Source organism: Tolypothrix sp. VBCCA 56010 (genome assembly GCF_050875635.1).
In the GTDB taxonomy this organism is placed as follows: domain Bacteria; phylum Cyanobacteriota; class Cyanobacteriia; order Cyanobacteriales; family Nostocaceae; genus Hassallia.
Map to the genome: position 1 here is coordinate 1 of NZ_JBPAOH010000015.1, position 21014 is coordinate 21014.

Genomic DNA, 21014 nt, shown 5'->3' on the forward strand with positions numbered 1-21014 from the left:
CCTCCCCCCATCCCCCCCTCCCCCCCTCCCCCTATCCCCCCCCTTCCCCCCTCCCTCGCCCTCCTAGACGAAGTGGGTGCGGGAACCGATCCGGCTGAGGGTAGTGCTTTAGCGATCGCTTTGTTGCATTATCTCGCTGACAACGCTCAGTTAACTATGGCGACAACTCACTTTGGTGAACTTAAAGCCTTAAAATACGAGGATGAGCGGTTTGAAAATGCTTCTGTAGAATTTGACGAAAGTACTCTTTCGCCTACGTATCGCTTGCTTTGGGGAATTCCCGGACGTTCCAATGCTTTGGCGATCGCTTTGCGTTTGGGGTTGAAACCAGAAGTTATCGAACAGGCGAAAAGCCAAGTAGGGGAAGCATCAGACGAAGTAAACCAGGTAATTGCTGGTTTAGAAGCGCAACGCCGCCGTCAGGAAACTAAAGCCGCCGAAGCCCAAAATCTGTTGCAGCAAGCAGAGCGTTTATACAAAGAAGTATTGGAAAAATCCGCAAATTTACAGTCAAGAGAGCGCTCTTTGCGGGCTTCGCAGGAAATAGCCGTACAACAAGCGATCGCCAGCGCCAAAGGTGAAATCGCTTCTATAATTCGCCGCTTGCAGAAAGGTACGCCGACAGCTCAAGATGCTCAAGAAGCGACAAACGCTTTAAATCAAATTAATCAAAAGTATCAAGCAGCACAACAGGAAAAACCAAAAGCTGGGTTTATGCCGAAAGTAGGCGATCGCATTCGCATCCCGAAGTTAGGGCAAACAGCGGAAGTTTTAACTGTACCTGATGAAGATGGTGAGTTAAGCGTGCGCTTTGGGATCATGAAAATGACGGTAAAGCTGGAAGATGTGGAATCTTTGGATGGAAAAAAACCGGAAGCGATCGCTCTTCCAGCCAACAAACCCGCCAAGGTAACACCACCACCCCAAAGCGCCCCAGCAATTCGCACATCTCAAAATACAGTAGATTTACGCGGAAAACGTGTAGCGGATAGCGAATTGATTTTAGACAAAGCAATTTCTGAAGCAACCGGACCAATCTGGATTATTCACGGACACGGCACTGGTAAGCTGCGGCAAGGTGTTCACGCCTTTTTGCACCAGCACAAGCGAGTTACCCGTTTTGATGCCGCAGAACAAGCAGATGGCGGATCTGGCGTTACAGTTGCTTACATTGAGTAATGGGGCATGGGGCATCGGGTATGGGGCATGGGGCATGGGGCATGGGGCATGGGGTATGGGGCATGGGGGAGGCAGTGCGTTGGTAAGGCAGCGCGGTCTTGGGGAGGCAGTGCGTTGCGGAGGTTCCCTCCGTTGAAGCACCTGCCGTGGTTCCCCCCATGAGCGACTGCCGCAAGGGTCTCCCGGCAGCCGTGCACCTGCCGTCATGGGGCATGGGGCATGGGGCATGGAAAAAATCTCCCATTGCCTATTGCCCATTAAACAATTGCCCATTGCCATTAAACAATTGCCCATTGCCCAATTCCCAATGCTCACCTCCTGACTTATACTATGTACTTAAGTATCAGTTAACGCAAACAGCAAATCGTGACTGGGGGCATTACCAAAGTAGATGCAAGTCCCTAATATTTATATTTTGTTAAACAGAGACTTTCGTCATAAAGTAAGACAAACACACCTGCTGTTGACCTAACTTATAAAAGCTGCTTCATAGCTGGGAAGAGCGATGTTTTTCAGCTAGTTTCCGGCTTGTAGCTATGGGAAACCAACCTTAATTATTGCGAGTCTGGTTTCAAAATGGGTAACAGCAACAGCCCGAACCCGCCCGATCACTTATGCTAAAAGTTATGCACTCGGCAGCCAACTCAGCCAATCCAAATTCCCAGTGGGAAGACTTAACCCAGCTTTCGGCTCCAAACACAGTTCAGTGGGATAATATCAAAACCCAATTAGACTTAGCACTTTTGGCGCTAGAAACTTTAACTGGTATTGGTTCTGAAGCAATGCTCTCGGCGGCAATTATTCTGAATTTAGAATCAAAAGTGCCAGATCGTGTGGCGTTGTGGCGACTGCGGCAATCGAATCCTCTACGTAAAGGTACTGGAGGGCGAAAAAAACTAGATGTAGAAGAAGCGCGATCGCTAGTTCTTATCATTTGTTACCTTGCAAAAGAGGATCAAGAATTGATTCGGCGTGCTGTAGGGTTATTAGAACAAATGGCTGAAACTAAGCGCGAACCCCATCAAGCTGCTTTATTAGGAGATTATATTGATGCTTTCTGCAACACCTATCAAGAGCGGATGGAGTCGGATGAGCAAATTTCCACAGATGCACTTACCCGCCTAGCATTGAAACTACTGGTAGATTTACTATTTTACAGTAGTCCCGGTGGACATCGCCGGCTCTGGCTAGCACTTATAGATCGTTCCACACAATTTTAGATTTAAGATTTTAGGTTACTAATCACGCATCCACGCATCCCAAATCCACGCATCCCAAATCCCAAATCTAAAATCTAAAATCCACGCATCCTAATTGTCCCCCTCGCACTTTCTGTCATGCCTGTATCAAACCCTGTAATCCGCCGATACACACCTCCCACCTGTACGCTAGAAGTTTTGGCACAAAGCTCATCTTTGTCCGGTTGGATGGGTAAATCTGTGCTAAAGCAGTTAAACTTTGAGCTTCGCTTTGACGATCCGCGACTGCCAGAAGAACGGAGAATATCAATCAAAGGCGATCGCGATCAACTTGAAGCGTTGTATAGTGCAGTGACAAATTACGTGCAGGAATTTCTGCAAAAGTCTCCAGAAAGCTTTTGGGCAAGTTTCTCCGAACCAAATGACTCTACTAAAGTATCAGAACACCCAGAATTAAAAGGCTTTAATCAAATACTGCCAGAACAAACTTTAAAATCTTCCAAATCATTTAACAATTTCCAGATACCACAAGCAGACATACACTTAGAACCAAGCAGTTATTTAATTCACAACTTGTTTCTCGGTTCCCTCGCTAACCAGATATCTGGAAGCGTAATTCAACTTAGTCTGTTGCAACTGTTCGATTTGGCAACCGCTTTAGATGAATATTCAGCTGAGGTAATGGCATTACCTACTCTTAATACAAGAAGCAGTTCAACTTTTAGCTTGCCTAGTTGGACACCTGCTGCCGCCGTGGTATTAATAGCTTTGGGTTTAGCACCATTTACTTGGCAATATGCTAACAATATCAGGCAAAAGCAACAGACAGCCAAAAAAGCAGCTTCTACACAAGAAGTAGCGCAGCAACCTTCGCCCTCAGCTGTTTTGCCAACACCCCAACCTGGACTCATCCCCCCAGATAATTTGTTGCCACCGCTAGGAACTACCCCAGCAGTACCAGGTTCTACGCTGCCTAGACCCCCAGCACCCGGTTCAATACTTCCGGCAACGCCAGTACCCGGTTCGACACTTTCCGCAACGTCTCAACTGCCTGCCGATACCAAAACTGCGCCGGGATCTTTCCCCTCCGCGTCCCAAACAGCGCCGGGGATCTCTACAGCGCCATTACCATCAAGCGGCAGTGCTTTAACTATACCTGGGACAACTGCACCAACTCTTTCTCGGTCTTCAGGGAAAACAGCAACCAGCAAATTACCAGATCCGTTTGCGATTCCCACAAATTCTCAACAAACTAGCCGTACAAGTTCAATTCCTAAGAATCAAATTGCTTTGCCAAGTACAGCAAATTTACCATCAAATTTACCTCCCGCCACGGGTGATATATCCTCCGGTATCTCCGCTGCTCCTCCTCTTGCCACCATACCCAATGACCAGCGTGGTAACACCCGTACCTCAGCTTCCTCACCAACAGATCCCTTGGGAACTAATGATAATTCCTTAGCACAGAGATTGAGGCAAGGGCGCAACACTTCTCCAGAGGTAGCAACAGGCACATTGTTTGATACACCCCAGGTGGCAGAAGCGAGAGACTTTTTGAAAAAGCGCTGGCAGCCACCTACAGGATTAAAGCAAACGCTAGAGTACAGTTTATTAATCGGTGTTGACGGCAAAGTTGAAAGAATTTTGCCTTTAGGAAAAGCCGCCAGAGATTACGTTGACAGCGCCGGAATGCCAGGAATTGGGCAACCTTTTGTCTCGCCCAATAGAAATGGACAAAATGTGAGAATTCGAGCCGTTCTCAGTCCTGATGGCAAAGTGCAGACATTTCCGGAGTCAGAGTAATTGAGCAAAAATATATCTTCCATCGTAGTTAGCGCTTCCGCGCTGTTAGCGGAGCTTTCCCGTAGGGTAGCGCTAATTACATCGCTTTATATATTTCAGAACTTACGCAACTGGCATAAAGCGCGAGTGGGCAGACAGGGCAAACACATCTGAACATGACAATCTTAATAGACTTCTTGCACTTATTTGGGGAAAGGGGTAGGAAAAAAGCTCTCTCACCACAGTCTAAAAAGGACTTTTGCTCATAGGTCTAATGTAGTGAGAGGGATTTGCGCTTCAAGGCATTCTCACACACAGGCGATCGCCAACGCTTTCTGAGATACCACCACAGTCGGTTGCTAACCATATTTGAGATAACCACTGCTTAAGCTACTAAGAGTTCCAGCTTTTGAAGTTATTAGTCTTCTAAAACGCTTAGGTTTTTGTTAGGAATGTACTAACTGTTGTTTTACCTCGGATATATATACAACAAATTGCATTTATAGTGAGGTACAGATAATTGTAGAGGCACAAGATGTTGTGCGCCTAGCCGTGTACTTCATTTACCTGAAATATGCTGTATTTCCTGTTCTCTGTTGATGAAAACCTGAGATAATATTTGATAAGCTTCAGTCCAAGCCGCCATCACTTCCTCTGTTGCTGCTTCTTGCAAAACATCTTTCATTGCTTGCAATAAACTTTCTCCAACAATCGGATATTGTTCTGGTGTTACATGGGTCTGCACGTGACGATGGGCAATGTTTTCTACCATCGATTTTAAGGCAGACAAATTATCAATTTGTTTAGCATAACTATAAACTGCTGTCGCTAATCTCGCAGGCTGAGAACCATCTGCTTGAGCAGACATATCAAATTGTTTTTTGATTTCTGGATGGTTTTGAAACATAATTTCATACATCCGAGTTGTGATTTGCTGACCGTTTTTTTTCAAGACAGGTACTGTAGATTTAATGATATCTATTGAAAGTTGGCTAATCATAGTTTTTTCAACCACTTAGAATATTGGTTGACTTCAACTATAGCAGAATTCAGGAGCAAAGCCCAAGAAGCGCAGCCTCCGGTCAGAACTCACAGGCTCTAGCCTGTGAGGGGGCGTTACCGCTTTAGGCACAATAGTAGAATGCAACTGTCTAAATCGATAATTTATCAGGTAGTAATTTCATCTGCACACAATTAATCAAAAGTCAACTAAAGAGCTTGGGCAGGCGCGATCGCACCTGCCAGTTGCGTAAGTCCTATATTTAAAATAATCCCACCCTACCTGTTTACCGAAGCAATAAATAGTATAAAAAATAAAAAGGCTGTCTAAACAGCCCTTTATATTTGAAATTGAAATTTTATATTTCAATAACGGGATTTTTTAGGGGTTAATCTTCGCTTTTGACGCCGCCGTGCAGCAGCGACAACCGCTTCTTCCACCGGATAACCTACAACAGGAATTACCTGATATTTGCGCTCTTCTTCTAACTTTTTCAATTCAGTGTAATCTACCCAGTGGATGCAATCAACCGGACAAGTGTCAATTGCTTCTTGAATTACTTCTTCCGCGTCCCCTTCTTGTCGAATTACACGCGATCGCCCGTAATCTGGTTCAATATAAAAAGTGTTACGAGCAACATGGGCACAGTGCAAGCAGCCAATACAGGTGATTTCATCTACATAAACACCCTTTTGACGCAGCATTCCCCCCAATTCCGGCTCTAAACCAGACCGTTCCGGCTCATCCCGCAAAAAACCGCCTAATTCTGGTTCTAAACCGGAGCGTTCTTCTTGTTCTTCCTGCGGTAGAAAATCAGACATTACGCACTCCAGCGCTGTACTACTAAGCGAATAGAACCATCTTTATTTTTTTGTTGTTCAGCGACTTGAAAGCCAGCACGAGTAGTTTCTTTCACAACCGTGTGATATGCGTAACGCTGCGTTACTTGGCGCAAAAACCCATCAACTGACAAGTTTTGCTGCCAATATTGCAAATCAGAAACTAATTCGTATTCTTTGCCATTCCATTTAAAGCCAATGTCATAGCCATTGTCTTGTTCAATGGTAACTTCGGCTGCATGAGTTTGACCGCGATAACCGCGAACCTCGCGTGTACCGGGTTTCCAATTTATACCCAAGTCAGTGAGAGCTTCTTTCAACGAGTCAAGATTACGGATTTGCGTCTTAATTTGGCTAAAGTGTGACATGGTGGTTGTGATTTGATGAAACTAAATTTGTTGAAAAACTTACCATTCGCTGAAAGTGGTTTGCGTATTTACCACACTAAAATCCTGCACCTGAGCGGTGAAGAATTCTGAGGTTGGCTCATGACTTAGTACTAGCCCTAGCTGTGCCTCTATTGCTGCCGTAACTTCAGCACAAGAAGCACCAACAATGCCAGTGACTTTCTCTTGTACCCGACCATCTGGAAAAATTATGAATTCTAATGTCTCCATGCTTTTCGCAAACCACGCTCTTTACGTTTGGACAGTACTGTTGTTTTCTTATGGCTAAAATATAGCCATAGGAACATTTTCACGCTTGATACAAACTTGCCATTTGTTAACTAATGTTCCATCTCTCAAAATATATATCTCAGAATCTTTACAAAAATTATTGATTTTATAAGTCTATACGTCTGTCATATGTAAGTTTCCCTTAACCTTCTAAATTAGTCAAGGTGGAAATTAAGCGGCGTTATGTAGTCTCAAAAGCTGTAAAAACGAGCATTATGAAGCATATAAGCAGCAGTGGATGTTAGGAAATCACTAAAAGTGTTGACAAAAGTTATCATTAGTTTGATTTCCGGCAATTCTCAGCAATAGCTGTATAAGTTGGGTTATGGGTAATTTAAGCCAACAGTAAAAATACGATAGCTTGAATTTATCTCTTTGGTTATATAACCAAAGAAGTATATATTATATTTTTTAGAGCGATCGCAGGCGTTGCTGATTGGCAGGTAGGTTTTCAATGTCGGCGATCGCTACTCCAAAAGCCAAGCAAATAAATTTCCCACTGTCAGCTGAACTTCACTTGCAAAACTTGGCACGGGAATTAATGCATCTGGCTCATCAAACACCTCAATTTGTTGGTTCGGACGATAAACAAACACAGTTCGCTCATCTGGATCGATCAACCAACCCATTTCAGTCTCATATTTCAAGCAATGAAGAATATTTTTCGTCACTTTTGTCTGACTTTGGTCAGGTGACAAAATTTCAATAGTCCAATCTGGAGCAATAGAGAATGTGTTAGCAACTTCTCCATTTTCGTCACGCGGAATTCTGTTCCAAACAAAAACGGCGATATCGGGTACAGTTGAACGACCACCAAAAGTGCAACGCAACTCAGGAAAAGCACGAGCTATGCGTTTCGGCTTGACTACAGCATTAATAGTCGGTACAAGTTCACCTTGAATCGTACTGTGTTTGCCCTGTGGCATGGGTTTTTGGATAATTTGACCATCAAGATACTCACTGGCGGGTTTGGTTTCTGGTAATTGCAAAAACTCCGCCAATGTCAGATTTTTGGTTACAGCTTGTACCATTTTGGGGTTGCCTCTTCCTATTGTATTTCTAATCTCAGCACAATGATGCTTGATAAGAGAAAGACCTGAATGTTTTAATGCAATACAGTAGTTGTTGTAAGTTAATAGTTTTGGCTGATTGTTGCAATTGAAAGTTATGCAAAATACATTATTTGATAAAATCTTCCGTGACAGCGATGGCAATATTGTTATAGCTCAGATGCCAAATCTACCAATTATTCTCTGGGTAACAGCTAGTTTGCTCAAACTAGTTTTTCCAACAGGCGAAATTAATACAGGGTTAGACGCACTTGCTTTTGGCTCTTTGTTTACTTGGGCGTGGCTAGAATTATTTCAAGGCGTTAATTATTTTCGTAGGGCACTAGGTCTTGGCGTGCTTATTGCTGTTATGGTGTCAAGAACTGTGGGTATTGATGTACTTGGTTTCTCTCTTTGATGAGAGAGGTGATGATGCGATCGCGCAGCGAAACGCCTTAGTTGATGCGATCGCACGTCAGGTATGTTTGAAACTGATTATAGGCGATTATGCTTGGTAAATCAGCCTTATAGCAAAGCGCGGCGATCGCTATGGACTCTATATCTATGATGCGATCGCGTAGCGAAACAAAATTCAAAACCCAATTTCCTTTCCAGGTGCGATCGCAAGCTACCTGCCCATCTATTGTTAGTAGATCCTTATAAGTAAAAATGGTTGATCGTGTTGGGTTGTGCAAAGCAATTGCCAAAAATATGTTAGTCAGTGCGATCGCTTAGGATAAATAAAAAGAGGATTAAGTGATGCAACTAGAAGAATACTTCAACTTTCTTGCAGCTAATGATATTCGGCTTAATGGTACGCGCATAGGTATTGAAACTATCCTTTACGAGTATATTTATCGCGCCCGCACGCCAGAAGAAATCGCACAAATTTATACATCGCTTACCCTCGAACAAGTCTATGCGACGATTTTGTATTACCTCCACAACAAAGAAGCCGTGAGTAATTATATTACTGACTGGTTAGAGTCGGGACACAGAATGCGAGAAGAACAACGACGCAACCCTTCACCTGTTGTACAGAAATTAATGCAATTCAAAGCAGAAAGAGAAGCGATGAAAAAAGGCAAGTAATGCTTAAGTATTTAATGGATGAAAATGTAAATCCAGTTTATATAAATCAATTACGACGAAGAAAACCTTATTTAGTAATTCGTGCAATAGGAGAACCAGATACACCTTTGAAGGGAACTTTAGACCCGGAAATTATTATTTGGTGTGAAGCACATAATTTTGTATTGGTAACAAATAATCGTACCTCTATGCCTGTACATTTAGTTGACCACATAAATACAGGTCATCATGTACCGGGTATTTTTATACTCAACCCTGATATGGGTATTGGTGAGACAATTGAAGAATTGATTTTAGTTTCTGAAGCTTCTTTTGAAGAAGAATATCAAGACCAAATTGTTAATCTGCCAATTTTGGGAATGAGGTTATGAAGTGAAGATGGTTGATAATGTTGGGTTGCGCTTTGGTGGTCAAAAATAATCGCAGCAAAACAACCACACTTAGGAATATGGATAAAATAAAGTACAAAACTTTAAATTTTGTAGGGTATGTTATCGTACCGAAAGTACCGCATCACCTCGGATTTTAGGTGAGTTTACATGACTTATTCTAACAAGTGATACAAGAATCGTGCCTAGCTCATTAAGTATGTATCAAGTTCTAAATACTGAGAAAATAAGCCATCTATACTAGCTAGTTTCGCTTGATAAACAAGTGCTGTAGCGATAATCAAGCGATCAAAAGGGTCTTTGTGGATAGGAGATAAGCTGACAGCTTTGTAAGCAATTTCAGCAGTTATCGTCAGCAATGTAATTCCAGATGGTTCCAAAGCATCCTGAAGCCAGCGATCAATAGCGCAAGGTAATTCCAGTCGTCCCCGTTGTTGTGCTAAAGCTACTTCATAGCAAGATACGGGTGAAATACCTACTTGATCGGCTGTTTCTATAACTTCTCGCCAGTGGGCTGGAAATCGCTCAAACTCTTGAGTAATAAACCAAATCCAAATATGGGTATCAAGGACAATTATTTGAGACATTCCCAATCTTGTTCCTCAATCATGGGACTGACCAAATCGCCCAAAGTTTTACCTTTCCCCGCGATCGCATCTGGGGGAGTGCGGCGTAATTCTTGTTGTGTAGTATCGGAAATAATCGTCACAATCACACGAGCTTTAGATATTTTTGGCTCATCATTTAGCCACTTAACCTGACCATTTTCAATAATGGCTTCATAGCTTTTAAGCATTGCTTCCTCCGGATTTCAAGCCTAATTAGGCATGACAAAAAGCATCTTTACATCTCCAAAGTTACCATGAAAAATCATCGTTTGAGCGATTGTAAGTATTCTCAGCTTGGCGTTTTGTTCGATTCGCTATAAAATATTATTTTTTTGCTTGAGTTAGGCGATCGCTATGGACTCTATATCTATCATGCGATCGCTCTCAACACCACCATAGGCGTAGGCGTAGCCGCTTTATAATCTATGTGGATGATGCGTAGATGTAGCCCAACCCAGGCATCTTTAGCGCTTGCTTCTAAACCATGTTCCTTGAACAAACCATTTGATGCTACCTTGGCGCTTTACGCCAAGAAGAAGCGATTGCTTCTGACTCTGTACAAAACCATTTCTCTCCCCGTGTTGGATCAATTACTGTTGATTCATAATCCTCTGTACCCGGAACGTGATAAACTTTGGCTCCCGTATTAATGGAGATATTGCCTTTGATATTGCATCCTGGTTTAGTGATAGATGTAATTAGAGATGGAAAGCGACTACCGTTGAGTTCCATTGCAAAAATAGCAATAACAGCCATAACAGTAATACCGATAAACTTTTGCATATGTTATTGTTAACATTTGAGAGAAAGTATATATTAAGTCTTTCATCGTTCAGCTAGCATCTGTATTACCACTGATACCCTTTCGCTGAATGCGAAATCACCAATCAAGACTTTATAGTAAAAAAACCGATCGCAAAGCGGAAGAACCCACGATAATACTAATATTGCTTTTAGCAATCAGCCAGAAGCTGAGATAATGACTGCTCAAGGCTTTTAATTCAACTTAACAAATTGACTATGAATCCAGAACAAGTCAAAAGTTCTCTAAATATTTCGCCAGCGATACGTGTGGGAGTACTGGGTTTTGGCGGTTTAGGACAAGCTGCCGCTAAAGTACTCGCTGGTAAACGAGAAATGATTTTAGTCGCAGCAGCGGACAAAGAAGGCTATGCTTACACCAATGAGGGTTTAAATGCTCAAAATTGTATTACAACTTATAACTCTCAAGGTTCGGTGGGTTATTTAGAACCAACTGGTACTTTAACAAGTCGCAGTATTCAGGAATTAATCGAAAGCGCTGATTCTGTAGATGGGTATTTTCTCGCTTTACCAAACCTACCGAATAACTTTATTGCCTCTGTAACGCAGGAGTTTATTAAATCCGGTTGGCGTGGGGTGTTAGTCGATGCAATCAAGCGAACCAGCGCGGTAGAACAACTGCTGGCGATGAAAGAAGAATTGCAAGCTGCGGGAATTACTTACATGACAGGGTGTGGTGCAACACCAGGTTTGTTAACCGCTGCCGCTGCATTAGCCGCACAAAGCTACGCGGAAATACATAAAGTTGAAATTACCTTTGGGGTGGGAATTGCTAACTGGGAAGCTTACCGCGCCACGATCCGCGAAGATATTGCCCATATGCCAGGTTATAGTGTAGAAACTGCCAGAGCAATGACTGATGCGGAAGTAGAAGCATTGTTGGATAAAACCAATGGCGTGCTTACCTTAGAGAATATGGAACATGCCGATGATGTGATGTTGGAATTGGCAGGGATAGTGGAACGCGATCGCGTTACAGTTGGCGGTATAGTCGATACCCGCAATCCCAAAAAGCCCCTCAGCACCAATGTGAAAATAACTGGACGCACCTTTGAAGGTAAAATTTCCACCCATACCTTCATCTTAGGAGACGAAACCAGCATGGCAGCAAATGTCTGTGGACCCGCTTTCGGCTATCTCAAAGCTGGTATGCAATTGCACAAACGCGGCATTTATGGAATATTCACCGCTGCGGAAATTATGCCCCAGTTCGTCAAGTAATAGTTAGGAGAACGGAGTAGGAGTTAGGAATTTTGAATTTTTCACTCCTTACTTTCGTACAGACGTTCCTCACCGAACGTCTCTACCTAACTTGTTCTAAGTTGGTGGACTTTCTGGAGAGAAAACTTCTAACATATTTTCCTCAGGCAGTGATTCTGGTGTTTGAATTATAAATGGCAAACATGCGCCGATAAGACCGCGCTTAATGCGTTCTGGTGTCTCTGCAAATACTACAAACAAAGGATATATACTATTTATTCCCTCATTCAAAATATGGTTATAGCGGGGAGGCATGAGCCACTGATATTCTTTATCTAGCCAAACTTGAGTTTGTCGCCAGCGTCCCAATAACTCAGAAAAATCTTCGTGGGGACGATGAATGAAAACCAAAATTTCCACACCGCTTTTAATTTTCCACTCCGGGTCGCACATTAAAATTGCCACATCACAAGGTAGGCAAATAGTCGTTTTTTCTGCTGAGGTGTTGCAAAGACGGACAATTGGTAGAGGAATAGTGATAACGCTTTCATCTGGACGGCGTAAACTGGGAATCATTTCCAAGTATGGTCGATGTTGCTTGAGGAGTGCGATCGCCGACAAGGAATTGCTATACTCAGCCAAGCTAGTTTCGTAATAATATTTTTGCACAAGCATAATTTCATAAATTAGTTAGGAGTTAAAAGTGAGGAGTGAGAAGTTAAGAATAAAATTTATTATTTATAAGTTAAAACTTAAAACAAAGAGTTTTTAACTCCTAACTCTTAACTCCTAACTCCTAACTCCCAACTTTTAATCGTCTATCCCAGCTTTTCAAATACCTTAAACAGAGGCAGGTACATCGCCAGCAAAATTGTGCCAACCATTCCCCCCAGAACCACAATCATAAGTGGTTCCAAAATGCTGGTTAGTGCTTTTACTGCCTGCTCGACTTCATCTTCATAAAAATCGGCAACTTTCATCAACATTCCATCTAATTCACCAGTTTCCTCGCCGATACTAATCATTTGAATTGCCATCGGCGGAAAAACTTTTTCTTTTTGCAAGGCAATGCTGATCATACCTCCTTGTTGAATTTCTGCACGCGCTCCATCAATAGCATTAGCAACTACTTGATTTCCTGAAGTGTCGCGGACAATTTCCAAAGAAGTAAGAATTGGTACGCCTGAACGAGTCAAAGCACCAAAAGTCCGGCTAAAACGGGCAACTGCGGATTTTTGGATCAAGTCACCAAATAACGGCATTTTCAGAGAAAGGCGATCGATAGTTTGGCGACCAACAGCAGTTTTGTAGTACTGCTTATAGGCAATTCCCGTACCGATAAAAATGCCAAAAATAAGAAAAATTCGCCAACTTCTAAAAATTTCACTACAAGTCATCAAGAATTGCGTTAGAGGAGGTAATTCAGTGCCTATATCTTTAAAAATCCCCGCAAAAATTGGGATGAGAAAAATCGTCATTCCCAGAAAAATTGCAGTTGCCAAAAAACCTACAACCATTGGATAAGACAACGCTGATTTAATTTGGTTTTGTAATCGGGCAACATCTTCTAATAATTTGGCTAAACGATTCATTACTTCATCTAAAACACCGCCCACTTCACCGGCTTGAACCATGCTGACATACAAACCATCAAAACATTGAGGATGCTTCCGCATCGAGTCAGAAAGATTCATACCGTTTTGGACATCAGCACTAATGTCTATCAGCGATTGTTTTAGTTTAGGATTAGTACATTGCTCAGACAGCACCCCCAGACTTCTGACAATTGCTACTCCCGCATTGATTAGAGCCGCAAATTGACGAGAAAAGACAGCTTTATCCTTAACGGAAACCTTAGTCATTGCTGTCTGTAATTTGTTCAAGTCAAAGCTGCCGAAACCTTGAGCTTGTTTAAGTTCTTGAACTACAAAACCCTGCTGTCTAAGAGTAGTACGTGCTTGCGCTACCGATTCCGCAACAATTTTTTCTGTTCGCGATTTTCCTTGAGAATCTCGAACACGAGCAACAAAGTTTGGCATGGATTATATAGATTTTGGATTGGTAATTGGGCAATGGGCAATGGGCAATGGGCAATGGGCAATGGGCAATGGGCAATGGGCAATGGGCATTGGTAATAATTCTTTTTTTCCCTTTTCCCTTTTCCCTTTCCCCCTTTTCAATTCCCCATGCCCCATGCCCCATGCCCCATTAGCCATTGTTAAATTAATGCGCTTTGACAGCTCCTGCTGCTTGTGGCGGCGCACCTCCAATGAGACGCTGAATTTCATCCGGCTTGGAAGTCTTAGACATTGCCGCTTCAAAAGAGATATTTCCGGCTTTGTACATATCAGCTAAAACCTTCTCTAGAGTTTGCATACCTAACTTACCGCCGGTTTGTATAGCCGAGTAAATTTGTGCCGTTTTACCCTCGCGAATCAAGTTGGAAATAGCAGGAGTAACAATCATAATTTCTTGAGCCATCACCCGACCAAACTCGCCTGGTTTAGGATTTTTTCTGGGAACCAAAGTTTGGCTAAATACAGCGACTAGCGAGTTAGATAATTGCACCCGTACCTGAGTTTGTCTTTCATGTGGAAAAACGTCAACAATCCGGTCAATAGTTTGTGCTGCTGAACTGGTGTGCAAAGTGCCAAATACTAAGTGTCCTGTTTCTGCCGCACTAATAGCCAAAGAAATTGTTTCCAAATCGCGCATTTCCCCTACCAGAATAATATCTGGGTCTTCCCGCAACGCTGCTTTTAAGGCATTAGCAAAACTCTTGGTATCTTCACCAAGTTGCCGCTGGTGAACTAAGCTTTTAATCGGTTCGTAAACAAATTCAATTGGATCTTCAACAGTTAAAATATGTTCTGCTCTGGTGCGGTTAATCAAGTCAATCATTGCCGCTAAGGTCGTGGTTTTACCTGAACCTGTGGGACCTGTTACTAAAATCAATCCTCTGGGTTTTTCTGACATTTCCCGCACTACATTTGGCAGACCTAATTTATCAAAGTTAGGAATTTTGGAACTTAACGCCCGCAAACAAGCAGCATAAGAACCACGCTCTTTATAAACGTTGACACGAAAGCGAGCTAAACCTTTAACTCCATAGCTACAATCGAGTTCCCATGTTTGCTCAAGCGTTTTCCGCTGAGTATTATTCAGCATACTAAAAATCAGCCTTTGGCACTGATCGCCTGTTAATGCTTCATCACCAATAGGTGTCAGTTTGCCGCTGATGCGAAAGTAGGGAGGTAAACCTGCGGATAAATGTAAATCCGAGCCACCCATTTCAATCATCCGCTCCATCAAGTCTTCAATCATCATTTCCATAATTTTGTTTCCTTTTGTTATTTGTTAATTGATAGTTGATAGTTGTTGGTTCTTGGTTGATAGTTGTTGGTTTTTGGTTAATAGTTAACTACTAACTACTAACCACTAAAAAACAACTACTAATTACTAACTACTAACCACTAACTAATCGGCAAAACGAGGTGTCATACAATAGGGACAATCTAGCCATTCCGGTTTTAGTTCGGCGCTACAAGTTCGGCAAGTAAGACCGCTTTTGCGTTTGGCTTTTAACTCTGCTTCTAAACCTGTATCGGTGAAAGTTACACGTTCGACTTCTTCTAAAGTGGTTTGTCCTTGACGCACTAAATCCAAGCTGTAAGCCAGCAAAGTTTTCATTCCCTCTTCTACTGCAACTTCTTTAATGCGTTCTGTTGGTGCTTCTTCGTTAATTAAGGTTTGCAGCTTTTCGGTGATTCGCATAACTTCATAAACACCGCAACGTCCCTTGTAGCCATTGCCGTTACAAGTTGGGCAAATATGACCTTTAGAACTAGCTTGTTGAATTTCCTCTGATGTCAAGGAGTTTGCTTTGTAGAAAGTTATACCGACATCTTGAGAAGCGGATAGACCATAGCGGGCTAATTCTTCGGGTGTGGGAGTATAGGGAATGCGACAATCACCACAAACACGCCGTACTAAACGCTGTGCCAAAACGCCAATGAGAGAACTAGAAACCATGAAAGGTTCAATCCCCATTTCTCCCAAACGAGCGATCGCACCCGGTGCATCATTAGTATGTAAGGTAGTTAATACTAAGTGACCCGTCAAAGCAGCTTCAATTGCTGTTTTTGCCGTTTCCTTGTCTCGCGTTTCACCCACCAACAACACATCCGGATCTTGCCGCAAAAATGCCCGCAAAGCCGTGGCAAAATCTAGCCCTTTTTCCCGAATTACCTGCACCTGAGTAATCCCCGCCAAGCTATACTCAATCGGGTCTTCTACAGTACTAATATTAATTCCCGGTGTGTTGCGTTCTGCCAGTGCTGAATACAGTGTTGTTGTTTTACCAGAACCAGTTGGTCCTGTTACCAAAATCAGACCAAACGGACGGCTAACCATTTCATGGACAATCTGCAAACTTTCAGGATCGGCAATTAACTTATCCAATCCTAGTTGTGTAGAGGAGTTATCCAAAATCCGCAACACGACCTTTTCCCCGTAGCGACTGGGTAAGGTATTCACCCGAAAGTCAACTTTGCGCCCTTCAAACATCCGCCGAATGCGTCCATCCTGAGGTAAACGCCGTTCGGCAATATCTAAGTTGGCAATAATTTTAAACCGAGCCGTCACCGCCGGAATGATTTTTTTCGGCAGAGGGTCAAAAGCCTGATTCAACACTCCATCCTTACGAAAACGAATGCGTAAGTTTTCTTCTTGCGGCTCAACGTGAATGTCAGAAACCTTCTCATGCAAAGCTTTGGCAAGAATTCTATTGACCAAGTTGATAACTGGTGCATCTTCTGCACCCTTCATCGCTGCCCCCAAATCAGCTTCCATATCATCAGGGGCATCGTCTAAGTCAAGATTTCCCAGATTTTCTAAGTCTTGATTAATGTCTGTAGACTTTTGTTTTTCCAGGTGCTTTTGCTTAACAGCTAGTTCATCCAAATATTGATTGATTAGCTGCTGGTAGTCCTCCTGGGTAATTACCATGCGCTGCAATGCCAAGCCTTGCGGACGCAAAATGCGATTCAAATCATCCGAAGCCTCTAGATTATCCGGATCGACCATCGCCACTAACACCGAGGGCGGGTTTTGGTCTTCATGTTTTGACAGCGGCACTAAGCGATGGCGACGACAGGTATCCGCTGGAATGAGGGTATCAATCAGCTTTCCTACCGTGCTGCTGCCTACTTGACTAACTTCCGGATCGATAAACTCAACACCGTATAGTATTTTAAGTTCAAATAACTGCTGTTTTTTATACTGTCTGAGCAACTCAGGTGATAGTTGTTGCCCAGAGATTGACTCAAGTACTTCTGTTAAGGGTACGCCAGACTTGCGGCTTTCAATAAGCGCTTGTCTCATCTGTTCGCTATTGACATAGCCAGATTGCACAAGTTTATTGCCGAAAGGCGAAAATTCTGTTCTTGTAGTAAGAGCGGTACTGCGCCGTTGTTGTGACGAGTAAGTCATAAGTGAGCAATGAGTAGCGGAAACCTCTGGTTAAAGTATTCCCAATCTGGCGAAGAGAATTCTCATGCTTAGTTGCTGAATTTTTACAAATTGAAAATTGGGCAATGGGCATTGGGCAATGGGAATTGGGAATTGGTAATTGGTGAGCCAGTGCGTTGGTTTTGCAGTGCGTTGCCTATTTTCCACTCGCCACTGCGTTGCGGAGGAACAGACCGTTGAAGCATGTGGCGTCCCCGTTGTAGCACCTGCCGTCGGGTCTCCCGACAGTCACGCAACTGGCTCTAGAGTTGGGTAATTGGTAATTGTCCCCCTGCTCCCCCTTGTCTCCCTAGTCTCCCTGCAAGAAAGCCCATTGCCCGATGCCCATTGCCCGATGCCCCATGCCCCATTCCCCATTCCCTATTCCCTACCTTTTTCATTCGGAATGCCGCCATTGGTGCGTCTGGGCTAAGGCGATCGCCATTTGTCACAATAGAGGACGGTGAGATTGCTTCAAATGAAAATTTCGGCAAAAAATACGCCTCACAGTCAGCGCCAAGTACATTTAACGGCTGTTACTATGTGGGGACTAATTGCCGTAAATACCATTTGGAATGATTAGACAATAATGGAAGAGGATAAACAAATAAACAATATAAGCCATCTTTTAGGATGAACACAGAGGTAAAGTAAGCAATGATGAGCGAGTCCCCAGCCCAAATGAACTATAACGAATCTGGTAGCGAGGTTACTGAGCAAGTGACAGCCCAAACCAATACATCAGCAGAGACAGACACACTCATAAATGGTACTGCTGGAACTCCGCAGACTATAACTGATACAGCCGCATTAGCAGAAATGACTCAACAAATAGAGTCACTGAAAGCGCAATTAGAAGAGCGCAACACCCAATATATGCGGATTGGGGCAGATTTTGAGAATTATCGCAAACGCACCAGCAAGGAAAAAGAAGAGCTTGACTTGCTGGTGAAGCGGAATACGATTACGGAATTACTGCCAGTAGTTGATAATTTTGAACGGGCAAGAGCACATCTCAAACCGCAAACTGAGGGTGAATTGACAATTCATAAAAGTTATCAAGGTGTCTACAAGCAACTAGTAGATTGCTTGAAACGCTTGGGTGTGTCACCTATGCGACCCGAAGGTCAAGAATTCGATCCGAACTTGCACGAAGCAGTAATGCGCGAACCTACGGATGAACATCCAGAAGGAACAGTGTTAGAAGAGTTAGTGCGCGGATATTATTTGGGCGATCGCGTGCTTCGCCATGCAATGGTCAAAGTCGCTGCTCCGAAAGAAGACATGCCTCCTATCGAGGAAAATCAGTCTAATTCAGCAATGTAGTTAAACGAACTTTTTTTTCATTCGTCAAAAGTCAAAAGCAACCCGCCTATAGCACTGGTTGCTTTTGACTACTGACTAACTCCTGACTACTGGTAGCTAAAAGTCATTGAACTTCTTGCAAAGGCGAGCATCGCATACCCAAACGCTGGACATGAATATTTACGGTTTTCGCTTAACTTACGCGCCTCTTCCATCGGGAGGAGAATGCTTTTTTTGCGAAAACCGTAAAAAATTTGTCCGTAGTGAAAAAGTTACTCCGCGAAAAATCACGTCTGTAGTTTTGTTAGACAAAAACTTCCACACCAGTCTTGGCAGGAAGCTTATGTCTACATTTTTGTAAGAAGCACTCTGGTAAAAATACCGTTAGTTATGGGAAAAGTTATTGGGATCGACTTAGGCACTACCAATAGTTGCGTCGCAGTATTGGAAGGTGGTCAACCGATTGTCATTGCCAATTCAGAAGGTGGAAGAACCACTCCTAGTATTCTCGGATTTGGCAAAGGTGGGGAGCGCTTAGTCGGTCAATTGGCAAAGCGACAAGCAGTTACAAATGCCGAGAACACAATTTACAGTATCAAGCGATTTATTGGTCGTCGTTGGGATGACACCGAAGTAGAACGCGATCGCGTCCCCTATGCTTGTGTCAAAGGTCGAGATGATACCGTTGATGTGCAAATTCGCGGACGTAACTACACACCGCAAGAAATCTCCGCAATGGTTTTGCAAAAACTCAAACAAGATGCGGAAAATTTCTTAGGTGAAACTGTTACCCAGGCAGTAATTACTGTACCAGCATATTTCACAGATGCTCAAAGACAAGCAACTAAAGATGCTGGTACAATTGCTGGACTTGAAGTACTGCGAATCATCAATGAACCAACTGCTGCGGCTTTAGCTTTTGGCTTAGACAAGCAAGACACTGAACAGCTAATTTTAGTATTTGACTTGGGAGGCGGCACCTTCGACGTATCCATTTTACAACTTGGGGATGGAGTATTTGAAGTTAAGGCGACTTGTGGTAATAACCATCTAGGTGGAGACGACTTTGATAATGCGATCGTCCGTTGGATGATTCAACACTTCTACAAACAAGAAAAAGTTGACCTTTCCCAAGACAAAATGGCGCTGCAACGCTTGCGAGAAGCAGCTGAAAAGGCAAAAATTGAACTTTCCAGCATGGCAAATACTTCAATTAACTTGCCATTTATCACCGCCAATGAAAATGGACCCAAGCATCTAGAAATGGAACTCAGCCGTTCCAAATTTGAAGAACTGGCGAGCCAATTAATTGAAGCTACTATCGAACCGATGGTTCAAGCGCTCAAAGATGCAGAGTTGAAACCACAAAACATAGATAAAATTATTTTGGTGGGCGGTTCTACGCGCATTCCCGCAGTTCAAAACGCCCTGATTAGATTTTTCAACGGCAAAGCACCCGATCGCTCTATCAACCCTGATGAAGCAGTGGCACTCGGCGCTGCTATTCAAGCCGGGGTGTTGGGTGGTGAAGTCGAGAATCTCTTACTTTTGGATGTTACACCTTTATCGCTGGGATTGGAAACTTTAGGAGAAGTGTTCACTAAAATTATTGAACGCAATACTACAATTCCTACCAGCAAGTCCCAAGTGTTTTCCACTGCAATTGATGGGCAAACAAGTGTGGAAATTCATGTCCTTCAAGGTGAACGGGCAATGGCAAGGGATAATAAAAGTCTCGGTAAATTCCTTCTTGCCGGAATTCCCCCCGCATCCCGTGGTGTGCCGCAAATCGAAGTATCATTTGAAATCGATGTCAACGGCATCCTCAAGGTTTCCGCTCAAGACAAAGGCACCGGTAGAGAACAAAGTATTCGGATTACCAACACAGGTGGTTTAAGTACCAATGAAGTGGAACGGATGCGGCAAGAAGCGGAAAAGTTTGCAGAACTTGATAGAAAACGCATACAACTAGTTGAATTAAAAAACCAAGCGGATACTCTGTTGTTAAGTTACGAATCGACTTTAAAGGATAATGGCAACTTAATTGCCGATTCGATGAAAGCTTTGGCTCAGGAAAAAGTCACAAAACTCCAAGCAGCGATAACTCAAGACGGTATCTCACCAGAAGAATTAAAACAGCGCTTGGATGACTTTCAACAAACGTTGTTTGCCATTGGTGCCGATGTATACAACCGAGCCACAGTGCCTAGTGATGAAGTTGCCCAGACTTCAGATATTCCTTTTACTCCTGGTGTTGAACCAGTGAATGGAACGATCGCACCTCAATTCAACTTTGATTTTGAAGACGAGGGTACCTTACAAGCAGATTACGAGGCGATCGATTAAAGGGTAATTGGGCATTGGG

General features: G+C 43.2%; 25 protein-coding genes and 1 pseudogene. 9 read left to right on the forward strand and 17 right to left on the reverse strand.

The features are described from left to right. On the forward strand, positions 1-1179 hold a 1179-nt coding region (locus tag AABK37_RS07450; RefSeq protein ID WP_432550955.1), incomplete at its 5' end, for a MutS2/Smr-associated SH3 domain-containing protein. On the opposite strand, the gene AABK37_RS07455 is transcribed toward AABK37_RS07450, so the two are convergent. Next, on the reverse strand, positions 1157-1339 hold the full coding sequence (locus tag AABK37_RS07455) for a hypothetical protein (RefSeq protein WP_432550956.1): 183 nt from the start codon (positions 1337-1339) through the stop codon (positions 1157-1159). The genes AABK37_RS07450 and AABK37_RS07455 overlap by 23 nt on opposite strands. A gap of 454 nt (positions 1340-1793) precedes the next feature. Here AABK37_RS07455 and AABK37_RS07460 point away from each other — a divergent pair, with 454 nt between their 5' ends. After that, a complete protein-coding gene (locus tag AABK37_RS07460; RefSeq protein WP_432550957.1) occupies positions 1794-2399 on the forward strand; it encodes a DUF3038 domain-containing protein in 606 nt (201 codons plus the stop codon). Positions 2400-2516: 117 nt separating this feature from the next. After that, positions 2517-4181 (forward strand): DUF4335 domain-containing protein, encoded by a 1665-nt coding sequence (locus tag AABK37_RS07465; RefSeq protein ID WP_432550958.1) that lies wholly within the window; start codon positions 2517-2519, stop codon positions 4179-4181. A gap of 538 nt (positions 4182-4719) precedes the next feature. On the opposite strand, the gene AABK37_RS07470 is transcribed toward AABK37_RS07465, so the two are convergent. From AABK37_RS07470 to AABK37_RS07490, 5 genes are all read right to left on the reverse strand, one after another. Next, the gene (locus AABK37_RS07470; RefSeq protein WP_432550959.1) at positions 4720-5160 is read right to left on the reverse strand and encodes a globin domain-containing protein; all 441 of its coding nucleotides are present in this window, start codon (positions 5158-5160) and stop codon (positions 4720-4722) included. A 365-nt stretch (positions 5161-5525) separates the two neighbouring features. After that, positions 5526-5981 carry a ferredoxin gene (locus tag AABK37_RS07475; protein ID WP_432550960.1) on the reverse strand — a complete coding sequence of 152 codons (456 nt, stop codon included), beginning with the start codon at positions 5979-5981 and terminating at the stop codon, positions 5526-5528. Beyond that, complete coding sequence (locus tag AABK37_RS07480; RefSeq protein WP_432550961.1) at positions 5981-6367, reverse strand: DUF1257 domain-containing protein; 387 nt, start codon at positions 6365-6367, stop codon at positions 5981-5983. Before AABK37_RS07480 ends, AABK37_RS07475 begins: the two co-directional genes overlap by 1 nt. Before the next feature lie 39 nt (positions 6368-6406). Then, the gene (locus AABK37_RS07485; protein ID WP_432550962.1) at positions 6407-6616 is read right to left on the reverse strand and encodes a DUF2997 domain-containing protein; all 210 of its coding nucleotides are present in this window, start codon (positions 6614-6616) and stop codon (positions 6407-6409) included. A 527-nt stretch (positions 6617-7143) separates the two neighbouring features. After that, on the reverse strand, positions 7144-7707 hold the full coding sequence (locus tag AABK37_RS07490; protein WP_432550963.1) for a Uma2 family endonuclease: 564 nt from the start codon (positions 7705-7707) through the stop codon (positions 7144-7146). A gap of 136 nt (positions 7708-7843) precedes the next feature. Here AABK37_RS07490 and AABK37_RS07495 point away from each other — a divergent pair, with 136 nt between their 5' ends. After that, positions 7844-8143 carry a hypothetical protein gene (locus AABK37_RS07495; RefSeq protein ID WP_432550964.1) on the forward strand — a complete coding sequence of 100 codons (300 nt, stop codon included), beginning with the start codon at positions 7844-7846 and terminating at the stop codon, positions 8141-8143. Positions 8144-8180: 37 nt separating this feature from the next. On the opposite strand, the gene AABK37_RS07500 is transcribed toward AABK37_RS07495, so the two are convergent. Beyond that, positions 8181-8420 (reverse strand): hypothetical protein, encoded by a 240-nt coding sequence (locus tag AABK37_RS07500; protein WP_432550965.1) that lies wholly within the window; start codon positions 8418-8420, stop codon positions 8181-8183. A gap of 64 nt (positions 8421-8484) precedes the next feature. Here AABK37_RS07500 and AABK37_RS07505 point away from each other — a divergent pair, with 64 nt between their 5' ends. Then, positions 8485-8817: a DUF433 domain-containing protein gene (locus tag AABK37_RS07505; RefSeq protein WP_432550966.1), complete on the forward strand. Its 333-nt coding sequence runs from the start codon at positions 8485-8487 to the stop codon at positions 8815-8817. Beyond that, positions 8817-9188, forward strand: coding sequence for a DUF5615 family PIN-like protein (locus tag AABK37_RS07510; RefSeq protein ID WP_432550967.1), 372 nt, complete (start codon positions 8817-8819; stop codon positions 9186-9188). The genes AABK37_RS07505 and AABK37_RS07510 overlap by 1 nt, the downstream gene beginning before the upstream one ends. Before the next feature lie 203 nt (positions 9189-9391). Here AABK37_RS07510 and AABK37_RS07515 read toward each other — a convergent pair whose 3' ends face one another. The 3 genes from AABK37_RS07515 to AABK37_RS07525 all read right to left on the reverse strand — a co-directional run bounded on the left by AABK37_RS07515 (position 9392) and on the right by AABK37_RS07525 (position 10570). After that, a complete protein-coding gene (locus tag AABK37_RS07515) occupies positions 9392-9793 on the reverse strand; it encodes a type II toxin-antitoxin system VapC family toxin (protein WP_432550968.1) in 402 nt (133 codons plus the stop codon). Next, positions 9781-10002, reverse strand: a complete 222-nt coding sequence (locus AABK37_RS07520) for a hypothetical protein (protein ID WP_432550969.1) — start codon at positions 10000-10002, stop codon at positions 9781-9783. Before AABK37_RS07520 ends, AABK37_RS07515 begins: the two co-directional genes overlap by 13 nt. 322 nt (positions 10003-10324) lie before the next feature. Further along, positions 10325-10570 (reverse strand): sunset domain-containing protein, encoded by a 246-nt coding sequence (locus AABK37_RS07525; RefSeq protein WP_432550970.1) that lies wholly within the window; start codon positions 10568-10570, stop codon positions 10325-10327. A 264-nt stretch (positions 10571-10834) separates the two neighbouring features. Between AABK37_RS07525 and bioU the strand changes: the two genes are divergently transcribed. Beyond that, positions 10835-11857, forward strand: a complete 1023-nt coding sequence (gene bioU, locus AABK37_RS07530) for a (S)-8-amino-7-oxononanoate synthase BioU (RefSeq protein WP_432550971.1) — start codon at positions 10835-10837, stop codon at positions 11855-11857. Positions 11858-11953: 96 nt separating this feature from the next. On the opposite strand, the gene AABK37_RS07535 is transcribed toward bioU, so the two are convergent. The 7 genes from AABK37_RS07535 to AABK37_RS07565 form a co-directional block, all read right to left on the reverse strand. Continuing rightward, positions 11954-12511 carry a hypothetical protein gene (locus AABK37_RS07535; RefSeq protein WP_432550972.1) on the reverse strand — a complete coding sequence of 186 codons (558 nt, stop codon included), beginning with the start codon at positions 12509-12511 and terminating at the stop codon, positions 11954-11956. Between the two features lie 143 nt (positions 12512-12654). Beyond that, positions 12655-13875, reverse strand: coding sequence for a type II secretion system F family protein (locus AABK37_RS07540; protein ID WP_432550973.1), 1221 nt, complete (start codon positions 13873-13875; stop codon positions 12655-12657). A gap of 3 nt (positions 13876-13878) precedes the next feature. Further along, entirely contained in the window at positions 13879-14052 is a 174-nt protein-coding gene (locus AABK37_RS07545) for a histidine kinase (RefSeq protein WP_432550974.1), read from the reverse strand. A 7-nt stretch (positions 14053-14059) separates the two neighbouring features. Further along, positions 14060-15169, reverse strand: a complete 1110-nt coding sequence (locus AABK37_RS07550; RefSeq protein WP_432550975.1) for a type IV pilus twitching motility protein PilT — start codon at positions 15167-15169, stop codon at positions 14060-14062. 144 nt (positions 15170-15313) lie between these two features. Next, positions 15314-17326 (reverse strand): GspE/PulE family protein, encoded by a 2013-nt coding sequence (locus AABK37_RS07555; RefSeq protein WP_432550976.1) that lies wholly within the window; start codon positions 17324-17326, stop codon positions 15314-15316. A gap of 83 nt (positions 17327-17409) precedes the next feature. Next, complete coding sequence (locus AABK37_RS07560; protein ID WP_432550977.1) at positions 17410-17550, reverse strand: hypothetical protein; 141 nt, start codon at positions 17548-17550, stop codon at positions 17410-17412. Positions 17551-17607: 57 nt separating this feature from the next. After that, positions 17608-17838: a hypothetical protein gene (locus AABK37_RS07565; protein WP_432550978.1), complete on the reverse strand. Its 231-nt coding sequence runs from the start codon at positions 17836-17838 to the stop codon at positions 17608-17610. Positions 17839-17930: 92 nt separating this feature from the next. Here AABK37_RS07565 and grpE point away from each other — a divergent pair. Beyond that, positions 17931-18670, forward strand: a pseudogene (gene grpE / locus AABK37_RS07570) (nucleotide exchange factor GrpE). Positions 18671-19039: 369 nt separating this feature from the next. Next, the gene (dnaK, locus tag AABK37_RS07575) at positions 19040-20995 is read left to right on the forward strand and encodes a molecular chaperone DnaK (protein ID WP_432550979.1); all 1956 of its coding nucleotides are present in this window, start codon (positions 19040-19042) and stop codon (positions 20993-20995) included. Positions 20996-21014 lie beyond the last annotated feature (19 nt).